This window comes from Conexibacter sp. JCM 18997, assembly GCF_055391915.1.
Window position 1 is genome coordinate 1,389,397 of the sequence record NZ_AP043885.1, and the last position, 18,111, is coordinate 1,407,507.

The following is an 18,111-nucleotide window of genomic DNA, read 5'->3' on the forward strand; positions in this document are numbered from 1 at the left end:
CCGTATGCGGTTTTCGATATGCCCGCGATATGCCCCCGCTTTAGCCTCCGAGCATGCGCGTGCTGCTCGTCGAGGACGAGCCCTACATGGCGGAGGCGATCCGCGACGGCCTGCGCCTGGAGGCGATCGCCGCCGACATCGCCGGCGACGGCGACGCGGCGCTGGCGCTGTTGGCCGTCAACACGTACGACATCGCCGTCCTCGATCGCGACATCCCCGGTCCCTCCGGCGACGAGGTCGCCCGGCGGATCGTCGCCTCCGGCAGCGGCATGCCGATCCTCATGCTCACCGCGGCCGACCGCCTCGACGACAAGGCGTCGGGATTCGAGCTCGGCGCGGACGACTACCTGACCAAGCCGTTCGAGCTGCAGGAGCTGGTGCTCCGGCTGCGGGCGCTCGACCGCCGGCGCGCCCATCACCGCCCGCCGGTGCGGGAGCTGGCCGGGCTGCGCGTCGATCCGTTCCGCCGCGAGGTCTACCGCGACGGCCGCTACGTGGCGCTGACCCGCAAGCAGTTCGCGGTGCTCGAGGTCCTGGTCGCCGCCGAAGGTGGGGTGGTCAGCGCCGAGCAGCTCCTGGAGCAGGCGTGGGACGAGAACGTGGACCCGTTCACCAACGCCGTGCGCATCACGGTGTCGGGGCTGCGCAAGCGCCTCGGCGAGCCGTGGATCATCGCCACCGTGGCCGGCGCCGGCTACCGGATCGAGGACCCGGATCGTGGATAGGGCGCCCGGGCCGAGCGTCCGCCTCAAGCTGACGCTCAGCTACGCGGGGTTCCTGATGCTCGCCGGCGCGCTGCTGCTCGCCGTCGTGTGGGTGTTCCTGCTGCGCTACGTGCCCGACCGCCCGAACGTGATGGTCGGCATCCGCGCCCCGTTCAGCCCCACGCGCTCCGACCTGCTCGACGCGTTCTGGCCCAAGGCGGCGGTCATGCTGGCGTTCCTGCTGGTGTTCTCGCTGGTCGGCGGGTGGCTGCTGGCCGGGCGGATGCTCGCCCCCCTGACCCGCATCACCGACGCGACGCGCCTGGCGGCGACCGGCTCGCTGTCCCACCGGATTCGCCTCGAAGGCCGCAGCGACGAGTTCCGCGAGCTGGCCGATGCCTTCGACGCGATGCTCGCGCGGCTCGAGGCCCAGGTGGCCGAGCAGCAGCGGTTCGCCGCCAACGCCTCCCACGAGCTGCGCACGCCGCTGGCCGTCACGCAGACGCTGCTCGACGTCGCCCGCAAGGACCCCAGCCACGACGACGCCGAGCTCGTCGATCGCCTGTACGCCGTCAACACGCGGGCCATCGACCTGACCGAGGCGCTGCTCCTGCTCAGCCGCGCCGACCAGCGCGCCTTCGTCCGCGAGCACGTCGACCTGTCGCTCCTGGCCGAAGAGGCCACCGAGACGCTCCTGCCCCTGGCCGAGCAGCGCGGGGTGACGATCGAGACCTCCGGCGAGGTGACCCCCGCCGTCGGCTCGCCCGCCCTGCTGCTGCAGCTGACGACGAACCTCGTGCACAACGCGATCGTCCACAACCTGCCCAAGCAGGGCACCGTGTGGGTCACGACGAGCGTGCGGCCCGACCGCGCGGTGCTGACCGTCGAGAACGCCGGCGACCTGCTCACCCCGCAGCTGGTGGCCACGCTGGCCGAGCCGTTTCAGCGGGGCAGCAAGCGCATCCGCACCGGTGACGCGGGCGTCGGCCTGGGCCTGGCCATCGTCAAGAGCATCGCCCAGGCCCACGACGGGACCCTGGCCCTGGCCCCGCGGCCCGAGGGCGGGCTGCGCGTGACGGTCGAGCTCCCCGCGGCAGCTCTGCGCTGACGCGTCCTACGGGTCGGCGACGGAGTGACCTAGGGAAGCTGCTCCAGCACGGCGGTGGTCGACGGACCGACCGACACGTCGCCGATGGAGTCGAAGTGGGCGGTCAGCGTCCCCGAGAGCGTGCCCTTCGAGGTCAGGCCGAGCGGGCCGTCGTCGGTCGTCGCCGCGCTGGGCGTCCCGGCGAACGTCGCCGAGCCGGTGATGGCCGAGCCGATCGGCGTCAGCGTCGCGCTCGTCAGATCGGGCGCGGTGACCAGCGTGCTCTTCTCGGTCAGCAGGTGCACGACGGTCGCCGGGCCGCGGCGGCCGTTGGCGATCAACGTCGTCGAGGTCGTGTCCGCGGCGATGCCCGGACCGCGGCCGCCGGTCACCAGCTGAGGCCCGGTCTCGCCCGTGGTCGACGTGGAGCTGCCGGGCTCCACGCATTCGATCCGCTGGTCCTTCAGCACCGAGCCGGGCAGGCTGCGTGCGTTGATCGTCCTGAAGAACGTCGTGTCGGGAACCAGGTGCAGGGAGCCGGTCCAGGTCCCCACGCGCTGCTCGGTCCCGCGACAGCCGGCGGGCAGGTGACGCGCGTGCTTGCTGGCCAGCCGCAGGTCGATCGACCCCAGCGCGCCGAGGTCGGCCCGGATGCGCTTGGTCGTGGTGTGGACGCCCGACGTGACGGAGTAGATGTGCACCTGCGTGGTGGTGCCGCGATCGCGCTCGAGCATGACGCTCAGCACCCGGTCGCCGGCGATGCCCAGGATGCTGAGCTCGTACCCCTTGACGGTGATCGGCCCGGCGACGATCGCCTGCTTGGGGGCGGCGGAGGCCGGTGCGGTGGCGACGGCGGCCGTGGCGGCCAGGACCGTCGCGCCGATGAACGCGCGCCGCATCAGTCCGACCAGCCCAGCGTGCCGTTGCAGAAGTCGGCGATCTGGGCGAGGTTGTCGGACCAGTAGTCGACGGTGTAGGAGCCCGGCGCCAGCTCGGCGGACCTCAGCTCGTAGGACCCGCTGATCCACGCGTAGGACTGGCGGAAGGACCACACCTCCGTGCCGGCGCTGTTGCGGACGGTCATCTGACCCCAACGACCGGGGAAGTGGCGCACCGACAGCTCCAGCCGCGACGGGTGGGCCGGCGTCGTGAACGTCTTCTGGAAGTGGCGGGTGCCACATCCGAGCTTCTCGAAGACGAAGGCCGGGTCGTCGGCGCGGGCGGAGCCGGCCAGGGCGACGAACGCGACGAGGATCGCGGCGAGCAGCGCCGCGACCAGCCGGCGTACGGGGGAGAGAGCGACGGAAGGCATCGCCGCAGTATCGGCAGACGCCGCCAAACCTTGACCCTCTACTTTTGCGAGTGCGCCCTCTAGTTCTCTGCGCGGAACTTCTCGGGGCGCTGCGGTGACGCCTCGGCCAGCGCCGCCGCGACGCCGGTGGCGTCGAGGTCGGTGCCGTACACCGGCGTTCCGGGCTGTTGGCGCCACGACTGCGCCAGCGGGCCGGCGTCCACCGGGTCGAAGCCGAGCTCGTCGACCAGCGACATGACCGTCTGCTTGCCGGCCGGGTCGTCCCCGGCCACCGGCAGCGCGATGCGCCCCTCCCCGCCGCGCGGCACGCCGCGCTCCAGCAGGTGCTTCCAGAAGATCCCGTTGAACACCTTGAAGACGGGCACGCCGAGGTGCTCGGCCACCCAATCGCTCTCGGTCTGGCCGTCCTCGATCGCGGCGATCCGCCCGTCGCGCTCGCGGGGGTAGTAGTTGTTCGTCTCGATCACGGGCGCGCCCGCCTTCGCGCTGGAGACGATGCCCGCCGCCAGGTCGGGCACGTTCTTCTGCGGGATGCTGACGATCACCAGGTCGGCATCCGCGGCGGCGTCGGCCGCCCAGACCGCGGTCGCCCCGGTCTCGGCCGCCAGCTCGGCCAGCGTCTGCGGATCGCGCGAGTTGGCCACCTTGACGTGGTGGCCGAGTGGCGTCAGCAGACGCGTCAGCGAGCCGCCGATGTGGCCCGCCCCGATGATTGCGATGTCCATCGCTCCATGATTGCGCACTCAACTTCCCGGCCCTCCGGTGGCGCTGCTGGAACGCGGTGAGGCCGAAGGTGCCGTGACAACCCTCCGCTAACGTAAGGGTTAGTTGCGACGCCTGCCCCCGCCCGCCCTTCTGCGCGTCGAGCTGCTCGCCGGCCTCGTCGTCGGCCTCGCGCTGATCCCCGAGGCGATCTCGTTCTCGGTCATCGCCGGCGTGGACCCCAAGGTCGGGCTGTTCGCGTCCGTCACGATGGCCATGACCATCGCCATCGTGGGCGGACGCCCGGCGATGATCTCGGCGGCCACGGGCGCGATGGCGCTGGTCATCGTCGGCCTGGTCAGGGACCACGGGGTCGAGTACCTGTTCGCCGCGACGCTGCTGGCGGGCGTGCTGCAGGTGCTGCTCGGTGCGGTCGGCATCGCGAAGCTGATGCGGTTCGTGCCGACCGCGGTGATGACGGGCTTCGTCAACGCGCTGGGCATCCTCCTGTTCGTCGCCCAGATCCCGCATCTGCGCGAGGGCGGCGTGCTCGGCCTGGCCCTGGCCGTGGTCGGGCTGGGGATGATCCTGGTCGTTCCGCGCCTGACCAGCGCGATCCCCGGCCCGCTGGTCGCCGTGGTCGTGCTCACCGCGTTCGTGCTGATCGGCGGCATCGACATCCCCAACGTCGGCGACGAGGGCCAGCTGCCCGACGCGCTTCCCGTCCTCGGGCTGCCGTCCGTGCCGTTCGACCTCCACACGCTGACGGTGATCGCGCCCTACTCGCTGACCCTCGCGGTGGTGGGCCTGCTGGAGTCGCTGATGACCGCACGGCTGGTCGACGACATCACCGAGACGCCGTCCGACAAGGACCGCGAGGCCCGCGGACAGGGCATCGCCAACCTCGTCACCGGCCTGTTCGGCGGCATGGCCGGCTGCGGCATGATCGGCCAGACCATGATCAACGTGCGGATCAGCGGCGCGCGGACGCGGCTGTCGACCTTCTCCGCGGGCGTGTTCCTGCTCATCCTCTGCGTGGTGCTGGGCGACGTCGTGGCCAAGATCCCGATGGAGGCGCTCGCTGCCGTGATGGTGTTCGTCGCCTGGTCGACGTTCGACTGGCACAGCGTCAGCCCCGCCACGCTGCGGCGGATGCCGGTGGACGAGACGATCGTGATGCTGGTCACCGTCGCGGGCACCGTGGCCACGAACAACCTGGCCATCGGCGTGGTCCTGGGGACGATCGTGGCCATGATCGCCTTCTCGCGCAGAGCCGCCGGGCTGGTCGATGTGCGGCGGATCGTCTCGCCCGACGGCGCTTCCGTTCTGTACGTGGTCAGCGGCCAGCTGTTCTTCGCCTCCGACCAGGACCTGGTCAGCGCGTTTCGCATCGGCGAGGATCCCGCGGACGTCATGATCGACCTGTCCGCCGCGCACGTGTGGGACTCCAGCGCCGTCGCTGCCCTGGACGCCGTGCAGACCCGCTACGCCCACCACGGCGCGCACGTGCAGATCACCGGTCTCAACGAGGCCAGCCACGAGTTGCACAGCACCCTGTCGGGCCAGCTGGCCAACGCATGACCGACGCGCTCCTGCAGATCGGCGAGGTGGCGGAGCGGGTCGGGCTGTCGTTGCGCACGGTGCGCTACTACGAGGAGCAGGGCCTGCTCACGCCACAGTCGCGCACGACCGGCGGCTTTCGCCTGTTCAGCGAGGAGCAGGTCCGCCGGCTGGAGCTGATCAAGCAGATGAAGCCCATCGGGTTCACGGTGCAGGAGATGCGCGACCTGCTCGACGCCCGCGACGCCGTGCGCGATCCAGGTACCGCGCTCGCGGACCGTGAGGCGGCGCGCGAGCAGCTGGGCGCCTATGCCGAGGACGCCGCCCAGCGCTGTGCCAAGTTGCGCAAGCAGCTCAGCCAGGCCGACGGGCTCGCCGAGGAGCTTCGCCGGGAGGCCGCGGCCGCGGGCCGCTGACGCGCCCTACTGCGCGGTGAAGCCGCCGTCGGTCAGGTAGTACGCGCCGGTGATGTTGGCCGCGTCATCGGAGCCCAGGAAGGCGACGAGCTTGGCCACGTCCGCGGGCTCGGCCAGCCGGCCGAGCGGATGCAGCGCCTCCGCGTCGGCGCGCGTGTCGGCGGTCAGCTTGGCCAGCGCGCCGGGCGTGGCCACGAAGCCCGGGCCGACGCAGTTCACCCGGATGCCCGCGGCGGCGTAGTCGATCGCGGCGCTGCGCGTCAGCCCCAGCACGCCGTGCTTGGATGCCGTGTAGGCCGCGGTGTCGGCCAGCGCGACGCTGCTCTGGATCGAGCCGATGTTCACGATCGCCCCCGAGCCCTGCGCCACCATCGTCCGCAGCTCGGCGCGCATCGACAGGAACACGCCGTCGAGGTTGACGCCCAGCGTGGCCCGCCACTGGGCCAGCGTCAGCGCATCGACCGGACCGCGCACCCCGCCGATCCCGGCGTTGTTGACCGCGACGTCCAGGCGCCCATAGGCCTGCACCGCCGCCTGCACCATCGCCGCGCAATCGTCCTCCGTGCTCACGTCGGCCCGGACGGCCAGCGCGGTGCCGCCCGCCGCGCATGCCGCCGCGGCCACCCGCTCGGCCTGGGCCAGATCGAGATCGGCCACCACCACCGCCGCCCCGCGCCGGCCGAGCTCAAGCACGCAGGCCTCGCCGATGCCCATCCCCCCACCGGTGACCAGCGCCACCGTCTCCGCGTCGTCCGTCATCGTCTCTCCTCAGAGGAAGCAGCGGCCCTCGCCGCGGTAGGTCGGGACCTCGTCGACGATCGCGTCGCCCGAGACCAGGTACAGGCGATCGAAGCGCTCGCACAGCTCGCCGGCCTTCGCGTGACGGAAGTGGACGTGGTCGCCCACGCGCAGCCGGTCCGCCGGCTCGCCGCGCAGCGGGGTCTGCACCTCCCCCGCGCCCTCCAGCGGATCCAGGCGCAGGCCCGGCGGCAGGTAGGGCCTGGGCGCGCGGTCCCTGCCGCCCGGGCCGGAGGCGAGATAGCCGCCGCCGAGCGCGGTGACGACGCCGGGTCCAGGGCGGCGGGAGACGGGCAGGGCGAACATCGCCGCGGGCTCCAGCGAGAAGGACGCGTAGTTGTCGAACAGCGTCGGCGCGTAGAAGCCCGAGCCCGCCGTCGCCTCCGTGATCGCCGGCTCGGTGGCGACGAGCTCGAGGTCCCCAGTGCCGCCCGCGTTGACGAACTCCAGCGCGGCCACCGCCGACACCGAGGCCACCGCGGCCGCGCGGCGCTCGCGCAGCTCGCGGTAGGAGACGCGCTGCACGCGCCCCAGGACCGCGCTCTTCAGCGGGTGACCGGCGATCCGGTCGCCCTGGCCCGCGATGTGACCCTCGTAGGACATCAGCCCCACCAGCGCGACGTTCGGTCGTCGGGCGATCTCCTCGGCCAGCTCGCGGGCGCGGCCGGGCGCGTGGATCGGCGTCCGCTTGGCCCCGATCCGCACGCGCCCCCCGACGAGGTGCAGCGACGCGTCGAAGTCCAGGCACACGCGCAGCGGAGCCGCGGCCTGACCGACCGCGGCGTCGATCAGGTCGAGGTGCTCGGTCGAGTCGACCATCACGACCGGCGCGCCCGCCGGATCGGTGGCCGTCAGAGCGGCCAGCTGGCGCAGCGCGTTGCGGTCGGTCGTCGGGTAGGCGACGACCAGGTCGCGGAACCCCTCCCCCGCCAGCCACAGCGTCTCGGGCAGTGTGAACGTCAGCAGCCCGCGGTAGCCGGGATCGCGGTCGAGGATCGACCGCAGCAGCGATCGGCAGCGCACGGACTTCGACGCGACGCGGATCGGCTTGCCCGCGCTGCGCGCCAGCAGTGCGTCCGAGTTGCGCCACATCGCGTCGAGGTCGACGAACGCGAACGGCCCATCCAGGCCGGCGAAGGCGGTCGCGTAGCGCGAGCCGCGGGCGGCCGGGTCGAACATCAGGGGCTCACCGGCCCGAGCACCCGGCGCGTGTAGTCGTTGACGAACACGCCGTCGGGATCGAGCCGCGCTCGCACCGCCTGGAACCGCCCCCAGCCGGGGTAGCGCTCGGCCAGCGTCGCCGCGGTCTGCTCGTGCCGCTTGCCCCAATGCGGCCGGCCACCGTAGGACTCCATGATCTCGGCGAACCCACGGAAGAACGGCGCGAACGCCATGCCCGCGTACTGGTGGGCGGCGATGTAGCACGTGTCGCGCCCGTGCGCCGTGGACAGGAACGCGTCGTCGCCGGCGGCGAAGCGCACCTCGAAGGGGAACAGGATCGGCAGGCGCCGGCCCTCGACCAGGGCGAGCGCGCGGGTCAGCGCCTCCCGGGCGTGCGCTCGCGGGATCGCGTACTCGGTCTCGGTGAAGCGCACGGCCCGCCGCGTCGCGTAGACCTTGTACGCGTGGTCCTGCGCCCGGCGGGGCGACAGCGCGGAGGCCATCAGGCGGTTCAGCCGCGGCACCTGCCCCGGGAACCGGCGGCCGGCCCGGCAGATGAGGCTGAGCACGCCGTTCTCGACGACGTCCTCCTCGAGCGTTCGTCGCCACCGCGGCGTGGGCTGCGGAGCCGCATCGGTGCGCATCGTCGAGCGCGTCATCGCGGTGCGCGTGTACGGCCACAGGAAGAACTCGAAGTGGTCGTGACCGTCGACCAGCTCGTCGAGGCGGTCGAGCGTCTCGTCCAGCGGCAGCGGCCGGTCGTCGCGCTCGAGCGTGTACAGCGGCACGCACGCGATGGTGACCTGCGACGCGATGCCCAGCGCGCCCAGCGACACGCGGGCCGCCAGCAGCCCTTCGGCGTCCGTCTGCGCGGTCAGCTCGACCACGTCGCCCGCGGCCGTCACCAGCCGCATCCCGACCACCCGGGTGGAGAGGTTGCCGAACCGCACGCCGGTTCCGTGCGTCGCGGTGGCCAGCGCGCCGGCCAGCGCCTGCGCGTCGATGTCCCCCTGGTTCTCCAGCGCGAGCCCGTGGCGGGCGTTGGCCGGTCCGAGCGCGTGCAGCCGGATCCCGGCCTGGACCGTGACCTGTCCTGCCTCGCGATCGACGGCGATCACCCGCTGCAGGCCCGACGTGTCGATCAGTACCCCGTCGCTGCAGGCGATGTCGGTGAACGAGTGGCCGCTGCCGGTGGCCCGGACCGAGAGGCCGCGTGCGGCCGCGCGCCCGACCACGTCGGCCAGCTCGTCCTCGCTCGTCGGCCGCGCGATCTCGACCGGTGCGCAGTGCTGGTCACCGGCCCAGTTGCTCCACCGCTCGCCGCCCGGCACAGCGCTCAGTGTGCGCCGATGCGTCCGACCGCGCCGGTCAGGCCGACGCACCCGATGCAGCCGACGCAGCCGTGGCAGTTCACGCAGCCGATGCAGCCGATGCAGCCCGAGCAGCCGACGTTGGCCAGCCCGGCGATGATGCCCGCCGAGCCGACGACGCCGGCGCTCAGCGCGATCCCCGCGCTTCCGACCACGGCCGACGAACCGGCGACGCCGATGCTGCCGATGACGCCGGCGCTGCTCGCGACGCCCGCGGAGCCGACGACGCCGGCCGAGGCCACGACACCCGACGAGCCGACGATCGCCGCGGCGCCGGTCACGCCGGCCGATCCGATCACTCCGGCGGGGTCCTCCGAGCAGGCGTTCTCGGTCATGGTGCGACCATAGCTTTCGCGCGCGCGCCGCGCTACGGATCGAGGGCGCTGCGCGCTAGGGGATCGGAATGCTGAACGCGCCGTTGGCGATCGCCACGGGGGCGCCGCCGATGACGGTCGCGGTCGCCGTCCCGCCCGCGGGGATCGTCGCGGTGCCGGTCACGGGCCCGGTGCCTGAGCTGGGTGCCAGCCCCACGACGACGTCGATGGTCAGCCCGTTGCCGCTGGGCGCCGCGGCGAACGCCATCTGCGACGCCTGCAGCTCGGCCTCGCCGTCGGCCACCTGTGCGACCTGGCCGTTCTGCGAGTAGAGGATCGGCGTGCTCAGGTTGGTCAGCTCGGTGCCGAACGTGTTGTAGTCGAACGTGCCGTTGTCGAGGCTCAGCGACAGCGTCGCGCCCGCGGGGACCGTGACGGCCAGGATCAGGTTCTGCTCGGTGGCCGCGCTGCCGTCGTCGATGAACAGCGAGGTGCGCCCGAAGTGCCTGGCCACCCCGCCGTCCGCGCGCCCGGCGAACCCCGCGAGGCCCGGCGTCTTGGTGGCGCGCAGCCGCTTGACCGTGTAGGTCAGGGTGTGGCGCTTGGCGTCGTAGCGGGGCGCGCGCAGCTCGACCAGGACGACGTCCCGCGCCGCGGGCGCGCCCACGATCTCGATCGCCGCGTTCGGCGCGCTCTGGGCGAACGTGCGCGCGAACGTCGAGACGAAGCCGCTGGTGGGCATCGACCCGCCACGCCGCACCGGGCGGTCGGCGAACGTCGTCGTGCGCGCCGAGACACCGTGCAGCACGAGCTTGGAGCCCTGCAGCGTCCCGCTGGAGGCCTGCTGGACGTAGAGCGTGCCGGCGGCCTGGGCCGAGGTGGCGGTGGCCAGCGCGGCGGCAGCGGCCACCGTTCCGGCGAGCAAGACAGAGAGCTTCCGAGCCATGGGCGGCCAATGTAGTGCGCCACGCCTGGAAGCGGGCCACCGGCGCCGCCCGTCCACGTATTAGGATGCCCTAATGGCTACGAGTGGCGCAACGACACGTCGGGGATTTCTGTTGGCGGCCGGTGCGTCCGGCCTGGCGCTGGCCGGGTGCGGGGACGACGACACCGCACCGACCACCGCCGTCGGGGCGACGACCGCGGCGTACCCGAAGCGCATCCCGGGGCAGCTCGGCACCACGACGATCCCCAGGCGCCCGACGCGGATCGTCTCCGTCGGCCAGTACCGCGACACCGACGCCGCCGTCGCGCTCGGCACCGTGCCGTTGATGTCGCCGGATCTGAGCACGTTCATCCCCGGTGGCGTGGCCCCGTGGGTCAAGTCGCGGCTGTCCGGCACGACGCCCGAGCGGTTCGACGTGACCGACGGCCTGCCGATCGAGAAGATCGCCGCGCAGCGCCCCGACCTGATCCTGGCCACGGACCTCCTGTCGGTCGAGGACAGCTACGACTCGCTGAGCCAGATCGCCCCCACCCTCTCGCCGGCCAAGGCCTACAACAAGGATCCGTGGCAGACGACCACGAAGCGCATCGGCACCGCGCTGGACCGCGAGACGCGCGCCGCCGAGCTCATCGAGGACGTCGAAGCACAGGTGCGTGCGGCCAAGGACGACCATCCGGGCTTCGCGGGCAAGACGTTCACGTTCGGCCCGGTGGGGGTCGACGGGACGGTGAACACGATCAACAGCGAGACCGACGCCTCGGTGATCTTCTTCTCCGAGCTCGGCCTGCGGCTGTCCAAGCGGGTGACCGGGCTCAAGCAGTCGGCGATCCCGGGGCGCGCGGTCATCAGCCCGGAGCGGCTGGACCTGCTCGACGCCGACGTCCTCGTGCTCACCTACAACTCGCCCGCCGCGAAGAGCACGCTGGAGTCCCAGGAGCTGTTCCAGCGCATCCCGGCGGTGCGCGACGGCCGCTACGTCGCGCTGGATCTGCCGACCGCCCTGGCGCTTGCCTTCCCGTCCGCGCTGAGCATCCCCTACGGCCTGCGCCAGGTCGTGCCCCAGCTCGAGCAGGCGCTCGCGCGGGCCTGACCGGTTCGGCCCGCCCGCGGGATTCGGCCCCGGATGGATCGGGGATGAGAGAGGCGAGGGTGGATCAACCGCACCAGGCGGCCCGACACGCTCGCAACATGGAGGTTCGCCGTGCAGTGGTGGCTGTGGCTGGTCCTGATCGTCGTCGTGCTCATCGTGGTGGTCGGCGGCGTTCTGGCGCTGCAGGCGCGGCGGCGCCGCGGCGGCGTGATCGTCGATCCGACCGGGCCCGCGGGCCCGCCGCAGGACCGCCGATGAGCCGGCTGATGCGCACCTCGGAGATCGCCAAGCGGCCGGTGGTCACGATGGCCGGTGAGGACGTGGCCCAGATCAAGGACATCGTGTTCTCGGCGGGCGGCGGGGCGGTCGGTGGCTTCACGCTGGCCGGGCGAGGGCTGTTCTCCGGCTCGCTGAACGAGGGACTGGCCTGGAGCGCGGTGGCGGCGCTCGGCGCCGACGCGGTGATGATCGACGACGAGACGGCGCTCACGCCGCGCCAGTCGGTGCTCGACGCATCGGCTGCGTCTGGCGGCTCTGGAGGCAACGTCCTGGGCTCGCAGGCGCTGACGGACTCCGGCGTCGACCTCGGCACCGTGGTCGACGTGATCGTCGAGGTCGAGGACGTGCTCGGCGGGCAGTGCGACGTCGTCGGCTACGAGATCGAGGCCTCCGAGGCGCTGGGCACCAAGGGCACGAAGCTGCTGATCCCGCTGCCGGACACGATCGCCGCCTCGGGCGAGCATCTGATGGTGCCGGCCAGCGCGAAGGACTTCGTCGCCGACGACCTGGCTGGCTTCGGTGCGGCGATCGACGCGTTCCGCACCCAACTGGAAGGCGGGCGGTGATGCGGTTCTCCGAGGCCAAGGGCCGCAAGGTCGTCAGCACCGCGACCGCGGAGACCGTCGGCAAGGTCGACGGGTTCGTCGTCGACCCGGCCCACCGCGCGGTCGTGGCGCTCGAGCTGAAGAAGACCGATGGCGGTGACGTGCTGGCCTGGGCGGACATGCTCGCCTTCGGCGCCGACGCCGTCACCGTGAGCGGCGCCGAGCGGATCGCCGAGGCGAGCCCGGCCGTGGCCGGGCTGCTGGGCAAGGAGCATCACGTGCTGGGCAAGCGCGTCCTCTCCAGCGCCGGTGACGAGCTGGGCAAGGTCGACGACGTCGCGTTCGACGCCGACAGCGGAACGGTGACCGGCATCGTCATCGGCGACGCCGAGATCGCCGGGGCGCGACTGGTCGGCGTGGGCTCCTACGCCGTCGTCGTCCTAGTGTCCTGAGTCGGTAATTCGTGTGCAGCTGGTGGATGGCGGGGCGGGTCTGCCGGTGATCGCCATCACCTGTCGTACTGGTGGTACGGGTGGTGATGGCGAGTGCCGGCAGACACGATTCCGGCGCCGCCAGATGCGGGCGAATTCGTGACTCAGGGCACTAGCCGAGTAGCGCGCTACCGCCGCCGCAGCTCGGGCAGCAGCACCTGCTCGCCGTAGCTCGTGTCGGCCGGGTTGAGGTTCACGCCCGGCTTGACGATCGCGTCGATCCGATCCAGGACCTCGGCGCTGAGCTGGACGTCGCCGGCCGGGAGTTGGCTCTCGAGCTGCTCCATCGTGCGCGGGCCGATGATCGCCGAGGTCACGCCCGGGTGGTTGGCCACGAACGCGATGGCCAGCTCGATCATCGACAACCCCGCCTGATCGGCCACCGCGGCAAGCTGCTCGACCGCTTCGAGCTTGCGTTGGTTCTCGGGCAGCGCCATGTCGAAGCGCGCGGCCAGCCGCTGGCGCGCCGGCGAGGTCGGTGAGCTGTCGGCGGTCCAGCTGCCCGACAGCCAGCCGCCGGCCAGCGGGCTGTAGGTGAGGATGCCCATGCCGTGGCGCTGCGCGGTGGGCAGCACGTCGAGCTCGATGCCGCGCACCAGCAGCGAGTACGGCGGCTGCTCGGTGCGGAACCGCTGCAGCCCGCGATCGCGCGCCGTCCATTGCGCATCGACGATCTGGCCGCCGTTGAACGAGGACGAGCCGATGTAGCGCACCTTGCCCTGCTGCACCAGGTCGGTGAGCGCGCCGAGCGTCTCCTCGATGTCGACCGCCGGATCGGGGCGGTGCATCTGGTAGAGGTCGATCCAGTCGGTGCCCAGCCGCCGCAGCGAGCTCTCGACCTCGCGCATGATCCAGCGGCGGGACACGCCGCGCTGGTTGGCGTCCTCCCCCATCGGTCCCCAGAACTTCGTGGCCAGGATCACGTCGTCGCGGCGGCCCTTGAGCGCCTTGCCGACGATCTCCTCCGACTCGCCGGCCGAGTAGACGTCGGCCGTGTCGACGAAGTTGATCCCCGCGTCGAGCGCGCGATGGATGATCCGGATCGAGTCGTCGTGGTCCTGGTTGCCCCAGGCGCCGAACATCATCGTGCCGAGACACAGCGGGGAGACCTGGACGCCGGTGCGTCCGAGCGGGCGAAGTTCCATCCCGTCGACGGTAGAGGTCGCGCGGGATACCGTGCGGGCCATGTCCAACACCAAGCCGGTGGTCGAGGTCCCGTCCGACCAGCCGCCCTCCTACCAGCTCGAGATCGACGACCTCACGGTCGGCGACGGCGCCGAGGCGCAGCCCGGTCAGGTCGTCGAGGTCCACTACGTGGGCGTCGCCTGGAAGGACGGGCGCGAGTTTGACGCGTCCTGGGACCGGGGCGACACGCTGAAGTTCAAGCTCGGCCAGGGCCAGGTCATCGCCGGCTGGGACCAGGGTGTCGCGGGCATGCGCGTGGGCGGCCGCCGCCGGCTGACCATCCCCCCGATGCTCGCCTACGGCAAGCGGGGCGCGGGCGGCGTGATCGGGCCCGACGAGACGCTCGTCTTCGTCGTCGACCTCGTGGGCGTGCGGTAGGCCGGACCGACGTGGCGGGCGCTGGCTCAAGGATCGCGTCCCGATGCACGACAATAGAGACGAATGTCCCTGCCGTTGCGCCTGGGGCTCAGCGCCGTGGTCGCCGCGCTGGGCTTCGCCTCATCCGCCGTCGCCGCCACACCTGCTGACCAGGTCGCCGAGCGCTACGGCCTCGACGTCCAGCACACGACGCCGCTGCCGTCCGGCGCCACCAGCGTCATCCTGGCCGACGAGCAGCAGGGCATCCCGCTGTTCGGTTCCGACGTGCGCGTCGCCGTGGCCGCCAACGGCCGCGTGCTCGCGTCCGCGGGCGCCCCGACGGCGGATGTCCAGGCGCCGACGCTGACGCCGGCCGTGTCGGCGCCCGCCGCGCTGGCCGCCGCCCGCGCCGACGCCGGGCTGCCCGACACGGCGCCCGCGGCCACCGAGCTCGGCGGCGCCCGCGACCGGTGGCGCTTCGCGGACGGCTCGGCCGCCGCGCTCGTGCGCTACCCGACGGCCGACGGCGCCGCGACGATCGCCTGGCGGCTCCTGCTCGACGACCGCGCGCGGTCGGGCGGCCTGTGGGACGTCGTGGTCGACGGTCGCGACGGAGCGGTGCTGCTGCGCTCCTCGCTGGTCTCGGAGGCCTCGACCGCGTCGGTCTTCCCGGCCTGGCCTGGGGCCACCGTCGGCGGCACCCAGGTCGACGAGGACTTCACCCCCTGGCTGACCAGCACCACCGCGCTGGAAGGCAACAACGCGCACGCGTGGGCCGACGTCGATGGCGACGGGTCGGCACAGCCCAGCGAGGAGATCGCGCCGTCGTCGGGCACCGACTACCGCTACCCGTTCACCCCGGTGAGCTCCGGCGGAGCGTGCCTGCCGATCGGCTGCTCGTGGGACGAGACGACGCCCGGCTCGTGGGAGACGAACAAGCGCCAGGACGCCACGCAGATCTTCTCGCTGACCAACCGCATGCACGACTGGCTGGAGCAGCCGGCGATCGGCTTCGACGAGGCGGCCGGCAACTTCCAGACGGTCAACACCACCGGTGAGGGCTGGGACCTGGACGCCGTGCAGGTGCACACGAGCTTCGGGGCCGACACCGAGAGCGGCCTGCCGTCGACGGCCTATCGCAACAACGCCAACATGAGCACGCCGCCCGACGGCTACTCGCCCGACATGCGCATGTACGTGTGGGGCTTCGTCTTCCCCGACGTGTTCGGCAGCGCCGACGGCGTGATCGTGCTCCACGAGTACACGCACGGGCTGTCCAACCGGCTCGTCATCGACGGGGACGGCTACAGCACCCTGAGCCAGCGCGAGTCGCGCGCGATGGGCGAGGGCTGGAGCGACTGGTACGCCCAGGACTACCTCGTGGCCCACGGCGCCCAGACCGACGACCCGGCGATCGCCGGCGACGTCCGCGGCGGCCCGCTGAACACGGACCCGCGCGTGCGCACCCAGCCGATCGACTGCCCCGTCGGGACGGCCGCCGCGGCCTGCCCCGGGAGCGCGACGGCCGGTCCGGGCGGCTACACCTACGCCGACTACGGCACGGTCCGCGCGCGTGGTCCGCAGCCGCACGACGACGGCGAGATCTGGGGCGAGACGCTGTGGGACCTGCGCCAGGCCGTCGGCGCCCCGCGCGCACGCACGCTGATCACGCGCGGGATGCAGCTGTCGGCGCCGTATCCGTCGTTCCTGGACATGCGCAACGCGATCCTGCAGGCCGACACGACGTTCTTCGCCGGCGCCGATCTGGACGCGATCTGGTCGGTGTTCGCCGGGCGCGGCATGGGCTGGTTCGCCTCGGCGCAGAACGGCGACGACGTCACGCCGATCGCCGACACGTCGACGCGCCCGCTGACCAGCGGCACGCTGTCGGGTCGGGTCACGCTGGACGGCGCGCCCGTCGACGGCGCCCGGGTGCGGGTCGACGCCGGTCTGGCGACCACGACCGATCCCGACGGGCGTTACGCGCTGACGCTGCCCAGCGGAACCTACGCCCGGGTGTACGTGACCCCGACCGACGCCAGCCCGGTGGCCAGCCGCGACGTCGCCGTGCCGGCCGCGGGCAGCCGCACGCTCGACGTCGAGCTCGGCCAGACCCCGGCGATCCCGGTCTACCCCACCCCCGCGCCGGTGACGGTCAGCGATCCGCCCGCACCGGTCACGCCGCCGGCGCCGGACCCGCCGGCCGCCGCCCCGACGCCGACGCCGGCCGCCCCACCGGCGCCGGCCGCGCCCACGGGTGTGCTGTCACCGTCGGCCCGCACCTCCCTGGAGAACGTCCTGCGCCGCGGTCTCCCGCTGCGCCTGTCCTGCGCCACCGCCTGTCAGGCGCGCGTGGTCGTGCGGGTCGACGGCCAGGTCGTCGGCGTCACCAGCCGGTCGTTGCGCGCAGGTCGGCCGACCACGCTGCGTGTCGCGTTGCGGCCGCGCGCTCGGGCTCGGCTGGCCGACCGCACCCGCGTGCGGGCGAGCGTCACCGTGCAGCTGCGCGGGCCGGGCGCCGGCGTGCGCACCCTGCGCCGGTCGGTCGTCGTGCGCGCCCAGCACTACTAGCCGGTCCGCTCCTACGCTGGGTGGGATGCCCTCGTCCGTCGCCAAGGCCCAGTTCGCGATCGCGCTGGGCGGCTTCGGGATCGGGACGACGGAGTTCGCGACGATGGGGCTGCTGCCGCAGATCTCCGACGGCCTGCACGCCTCGATCCCCACGGCGGGCTACGCGATCACGCTGTACGCGCTGGGCGTCGTCGTGGGCGCCCCGCTGATCGCGGCGCTGAGCGCACGGGTGCCGCGCAAGCGCCTGCTGATCGCGCTGATGCTCGCGTTCACGATCGGCAACGCGCTGTCGGCGCTGGCGCCGTCGATGGGCCTGCTGCTGGTCGCCCGGTTCGTCTCCGGCCTCCCCCACGGGGCCTACTTCGGCATCTCCGCGGTGGTCGTGAGCGCGATCGTCCCGCCCGAGCGGCGCGGGCGCGCGGTGGCGATGATCCTCGTCGGGCTGGCGCTGGCCAACGTCGTCGGCGTGCCGCTGACCACCGTGCTCGGCCAGGCGCTGGGCTGGCGCTCGGCCTTCGTCGTCGTGGCCGTCACCGGCGTGCTGACGCTGCTGGCGCTCGAGCGCTGGGTGCCGCCGGTCGCCGCGGCCGGCGACGCCTCGATGCGCCGCGAGCTCGGCGCGCTGCGCCGGCCCCAGGTGTGGTTCGCCCTGGTCACCGGAATGGTGGGGTTCGGCGGGATGTTCGCGCTCTACAGCTACATCTCGCCGACGATGACGAACGTCACCGGGCTGTCGGACGACGCGATCCCGTGGGTGCTGGCCACCTTCGGCGTGGGCATGACCACCGGGCTGCTGGTTGGCGGGCGTTTGATCGATCGCTCCGGGGTGATGCGCACGATCTGCGGCGCGCTGATCGCCTCGGCGCTCGCGCTGGCCGGCTTCGCGTTGACCGCCGGGATGGCCGCGCCCGCGATCGCGTTCGTGTTCCTCGTCGGGTTCACCGCGCAGGTGCTGGGCCCGGCGCTCCAGGTGCGGCTGATGGACGCCTCACCCGACGCGCCGTCGCTGGCGGCCTCCTCGACGCACTCGGCGCTGAACATCGGCAACGCGGCCGGCGCGTGGCTCGGCGGTCTGGTCATCGCCGCGGGGTACGGCTACCGGGCGACCGCGTGGGTCGGCGTCGGCCTCAGCCTGGCCGGGCTGGTCATCGCGCTGGCCTCGGTGGCCTACGGACGGCACGCCGCCGCGGTGGCCGCGCCGGCCCGGGCGGGCGCCGACTAGT

At 72.8% G+C, this 18,111-nt stretch carries 20 protein-coding genes; 11 read left to right on the plus strand and 9 right to left on the minus strand.

Annotated features, from left to right (window positions below; translation table 11 throughout):
• Positions 1–53 precede the first annotated feature (53 nt).
• Complete coding sequence (locus ACZ5UI_RS07220) at positions 54–725, plus strand: response regulator transcription factor (RefSeq protein WP_464195708.1); 672 nt, start codon at positions 54–56, stop codon at positions 723–725.
• Positions 718–1,812, plus strand: a complete 1,095-nt coding sequence (locus ACZ5UI_RS07225) for a sensor histidine kinase (protein WP_464195710.1) — start codon at positions 718–720, stop codon at positions 1,810–1,812. Before ACZ5UI_RS07220 ends, ACZ5UI_RS07225 begins: the two co-directional genes overlap by 8 nt.
• A gap of 29 nt (positions 1,813–1,841) precedes the next feature.
• On the opposite strand, the gene ACZ5UI_RS07230 is transcribed toward ACZ5UI_RS07225, so the two are convergent.
• Genes ACZ5UI_RS07230 through ACZ5UI_RS07240 form a run of 3 tightly spaced genes read right to left on the minus strand, consistent with a single transcriptional unit; the run spans position 1,842 to position 3,828 of the window.
• Entirely contained in the window at positions 1,842–2,690 is an 849-nt protein-coding gene (locus tag ACZ5UI_RS07230; protein WP_464195712.1) for a hypothetical protein, read from the minus strand.
• The gene (locus ACZ5UI_RS07235) at positions 2,690–3,103 is read right to left on the minus strand and encodes a hypothetical protein (RefSeq protein WP_464195714.1); all 414 of its coding nucleotides are present in this window, start codon (positions 3,101–3,103) and stop codon (positions 2,690–2,692) included. The genes ACZ5UI_RS07230 and ACZ5UI_RS07235 overlap by 1 nt, the downstream gene beginning before the upstream one ends.
• A gap of 59 nt (positions 3,104–3,162) precedes the next feature.
• On the minus strand, positions 3,163–3,828 hold the full coding sequence (locus ACZ5UI_RS07240; protein ID WP_464195716.1) for an NADPH-dependent F420 reductase: 666 nt from the start codon (positions 3,826–3,828) through the stop codon (positions 3,163–3,165).
• A gap of 103 nt (positions 3,829–3,931) precedes the next feature.
• Between ACZ5UI_RS07240 and ACZ5UI_RS07245 the strand changes: the two genes are divergently transcribed.
• Together ACZ5UI_RS07245 and ACZ5UI_RS07250 are read left to right on the plus strand one after the other, a co-directional pair.
• Positions 3,932–5,386, plus strand: coding sequence for a SulP family inorganic anion transporter (locus ACZ5UI_RS07245; protein ID WP_464195718.1), 1,455 nt, complete (start codon positions 3,932–3,934; stop codon positions 5,384–5,386).
• Complete coding sequence (locus ACZ5UI_RS07250; RefSeq protein ID WP_464195720.1) at positions 5,383–5,781, plus strand: MerR family transcriptional regulator; 399 nt, start codon at positions 5,383–5,385, stop codon at positions 5,779–5,781. Before ACZ5UI_RS07245 ends, ACZ5UI_RS07250 begins: the two co-directional genes overlap by 4 nt.
• Before the next feature lie 6 nt (positions 5,782–5,787).
• Here the strand turns inward: ACZ5UI_RS07250 and ACZ5UI_RS07255 are convergent, their stop codons facing one another.
• Genes ACZ5UI_RS07255 through ACZ5UI_RS07275 form a run of 5 tightly spaced genes read right to left on the minus strand, consistent with a single transcriptional unit; the run spans position 5,788 to position 10,349 of the window.
• Positions 5,788–6,540, minus strand: coding sequence for an SDR family NAD(P)-dependent oxidoreductase (locus ACZ5UI_RS07255; RefSeq protein ID WP_464195722.1), 753 nt, complete (start codon positions 6,538–6,540; stop codon positions 5,788–5,790).
• A 9-nt stretch (positions 6,541–6,549) separates the two neighbouring features.
• The gene (locus tag ACZ5UI_RS07260; RefSeq protein ID WP_464195724.1) at positions 6,550–7,758 is read right to left on the minus strand and encodes an amino acid deaminase/aldolase; all 1,209 of its coding nucleotides are present in this window, start codon (positions 7,756–7,758) and stop codon (positions 6,550–6,552) included.
• Complete coding sequence (locus tag ACZ5UI_RS07265; RefSeq protein ID WP_464195726.1) at positions 7,758–9,071, minus strand: D-arabinono-1,4-lactone oxidase; 1,314 nt, start codon at positions 9,069–9,071, stop codon at positions 7,758–7,760. The genes ACZ5UI_RS07260 and ACZ5UI_RS07265 overlap by 1 nt, the downstream gene beginning before the upstream one ends.
• A gap of 5 nt (positions 9,072–9,076) precedes the next feature.
• On the minus strand, positions 9,077–9,445 hold the full coding sequence (locus ACZ5UI_RS07270; protein WP_464195728.1) for a hypothetical protein: 369 nt from the start codon (positions 9,443–9,445) through the stop codon (positions 9,077–9,079).
• Positions 9,446–9,500: 55 nt separating this feature from the next.
• Positions 9,501–10,349 carry a hypothetical protein gene (locus ACZ5UI_RS07275; protein WP_464195730.1) on the minus strand — a complete coding sequence of 283 codons (849 nt, stop codon included), beginning with the start codon at positions 10,347–10,349 and terminating at the stop codon, positions 9,501–9,503.
• Positions 10,350–10,482: 133 nt separating this feature from the next.
• Between ACZ5UI_RS07275 and ACZ5UI_RS07280 the strand changes: the two genes are divergently transcribed.
• The 4 genes from ACZ5UI_RS07280 to ACZ5UI_RS07295 all read left to right on the plus strand — a co-directional run bounded on the left by ACZ5UI_RS07280 (position 10,483) and on the right by ACZ5UI_RS07295 (position 12,736).
• The gene (locus ACZ5UI_RS07280; RefSeq protein WP_464195732.1) at positions 10,483–11,460 is read left to right on the plus strand and encodes an ABC transporter substrate-binding protein; all 978 of its coding nucleotides are present in this window, start codon (positions 10,483–10,485) and stop codon (positions 11,458–11,460) included.
• A 111-nt stretch (positions 11,461–11,571) separates the two neighbouring features.
• Positions 11,572–11,718 (plus strand): hypothetical protein, encoded by a 147-nt coding sequence (locus tag ACZ5UI_RS07285; protein ID WP_464195734.1) that lies wholly within the window; start codon positions 11,572–11,574, stop codon positions 11,716–11,718.
• The gene (locus tag ACZ5UI_RS07290) at positions 11,715–12,305 is read left to right on the plus strand and encodes a PRC-barrel domain-containing protein (protein ID WP_464195736.1); all 591 of its coding nucleotides are present in this window, start codon (positions 11,715–11,717) and stop codon (positions 12,303–12,305) included. The genes ACZ5UI_RS07285 and ACZ5UI_RS07290 overlap by 4 nt, the downstream gene beginning before the upstream one ends.
• Entirely contained in the window at positions 12,305–12,736 is a 432-nt protein-coding gene (locus tag ACZ5UI_RS07295; RefSeq protein WP_464197776.1) for a PRC-barrel domain-containing protein, read from the plus strand. Before ACZ5UI_RS07290 ends, ACZ5UI_RS07295 begins: the two co-directional genes overlap by 1 nt.
• Positions 12,737–12,903: 167 nt before the next feature.
• On the opposite strand, the gene ACZ5UI_RS07300 is transcribed toward ACZ5UI_RS07295, so the two are convergent.
• Positions 12,904–13,920 (minus strand): aldo/keto reductase, encoded by a 1,017-nt coding sequence (locus ACZ5UI_RS07300; protein ID WP_464195738.1) that lies wholly within the window; start codon positions 13,918–13,920, stop codon positions 12,904–12,906.
• Positions 13,921–13,960: 40 nt separating this feature from the next.
• On the opposite strand from ACZ5UI_RS07300, the gene ACZ5UI_RS07305 reads away from it, so the two are divergent.
• From ACZ5UI_RS07305 to ACZ5UI_RS07315, 3 genes are all read left to right on the plus strand, one after another.
• A complete protein-coding gene (locus ACZ5UI_RS07305) occupies positions 13,961–14,338 on the plus strand; it encodes an FKBP-type peptidyl-prolyl cis-trans isomerase (protein WP_464195740.1) in 378 nt (125 codons plus the stop codon).
• A gap of 63 nt (positions 14,339–14,401) precedes the next feature.
• Positions 14,402–16,888: a M36 family metallopeptidase gene (locus ACZ5UI_RS07310; RefSeq protein ID WP_464195742.1), complete on the plus strand. Its 2,487-nt coding sequence runs from the start codon at positions 14,402–14,404 to the stop codon at positions 16,886–16,888.
• Between the two features lie 25 nt (positions 16,889–16,913).
• A complete protein-coding gene (locus tag ACZ5UI_RS07315; RefSeq protein WP_464195744.1) occupies positions 16,914–18,110 on the plus strand; it encodes an MFS transporter in 1,197 nt (398 codons plus the stop codon).
• Position 18,111 lies beyond the last annotated feature (1 nt).

Bases quoted from the DNA above. Each gene is read 5' to 3' on its own strand.
- ACZ5UI_RS07220 (WP_464195708.1), top strand. From the start codon at position 54: ATGCGCGTGCTGCTCGTCGAGGACGAGCCCTACATGGCGGAGGCGATC.
- ACZ5UI_RS07230 (WP_464195712.1), bottom strand. From the start codon at position 2,690: ATGCGGCGCGCGTTCATCGGCGCGACGGTCCTGGCCGCCACGGCCGCC.
- ACZ5UI_RS07235 (WP_464195714.1), bottom strand. From the start codon at position 3,103: ATGCCTTCCGTCGCTCTCTCCCCCGTACGCCGGCTGGTCGCGGCGCTG.
- ACZ5UI_RS07240 (WP_464195716.1), bottom strand. From the start codon at position 3,828: ATGGACATCGCAATCATCGGGGCGGGCCACATCGGCGGCTCGCTGACG.
- ACZ5UI_RS07250 (WP_464195720.1), top strand. From the start codon at position 5,383: ATGACCGACGCGCTCCTGCAGATCGGCGAGGTGGCGGAGCGGGTCGGG.
- ACZ5UI_RS07255 (WP_464195722.1), bottom strand. From the start codon at position 6,540: ATGACGGACGACGCGGAGACGGTGGCGCTGGTCACCGGTGGGGGGATG.
- ACZ5UI_RS07260 (WP_464195724.1), bottom strand. From the start codon at position 7,758: ATGTTCGACCCGGCCGCCCGCGGCTCGCGCTACGCGACCGCCTTCGCC.
- ACZ5UI_RS07270 (WP_464195728.1), bottom strand. From the start codon at position 9,445: ATGACCGAGAACGCCTGCTCGGAGGACCCCGCCGGAGTGATCGGATCG.
- ACZ5UI_RS07290 (WP_464195736.1), top strand. From the start codon at position 11,715: ATGAGCCGGCTGATGCGCACCTCGGAGATCGCCAAGCGGCCGGTGGTC.
- ACZ5UI_RS07295 (WP_464197776.1), top strand. From the start codon at position 12,305: ATGCGGTTCTCCGAGGCCAAGGGCCGCAAGGTCGTCAGCACCGCGACC.
- ACZ5UI_RS07300 (WP_464195738.1), bottom strand. From the start codon at position 13,920: ATGGAACTTCGCCCGCTCGGACGCACCGGCGTCCAGGTCTCCCCGCTG.
- ACZ5UI_RS07305 (WP_464195740.1), top strand. From the start codon at position 13,961: ATGTCCAACACCAAGCCGGTGGTCGAGGTCCCGTCCGACCAGCCGCCC.
- ACZ5UI_RS07310 (WP_464195742.1), top strand. From the start codon at position 14,402: ATGTCCCTGCCGTTGCGCCTGGGGCTCAGCGCCGTGGTCGCCGCGCTG.
- ACZ5UI_RS07315 (WP_464195744.1), top strand. From the start codon at position 16,914: ATGCCCTCGTCCGTCGCCAAGGCCCAGTTCGCGATCGCGCTGGGCGGC.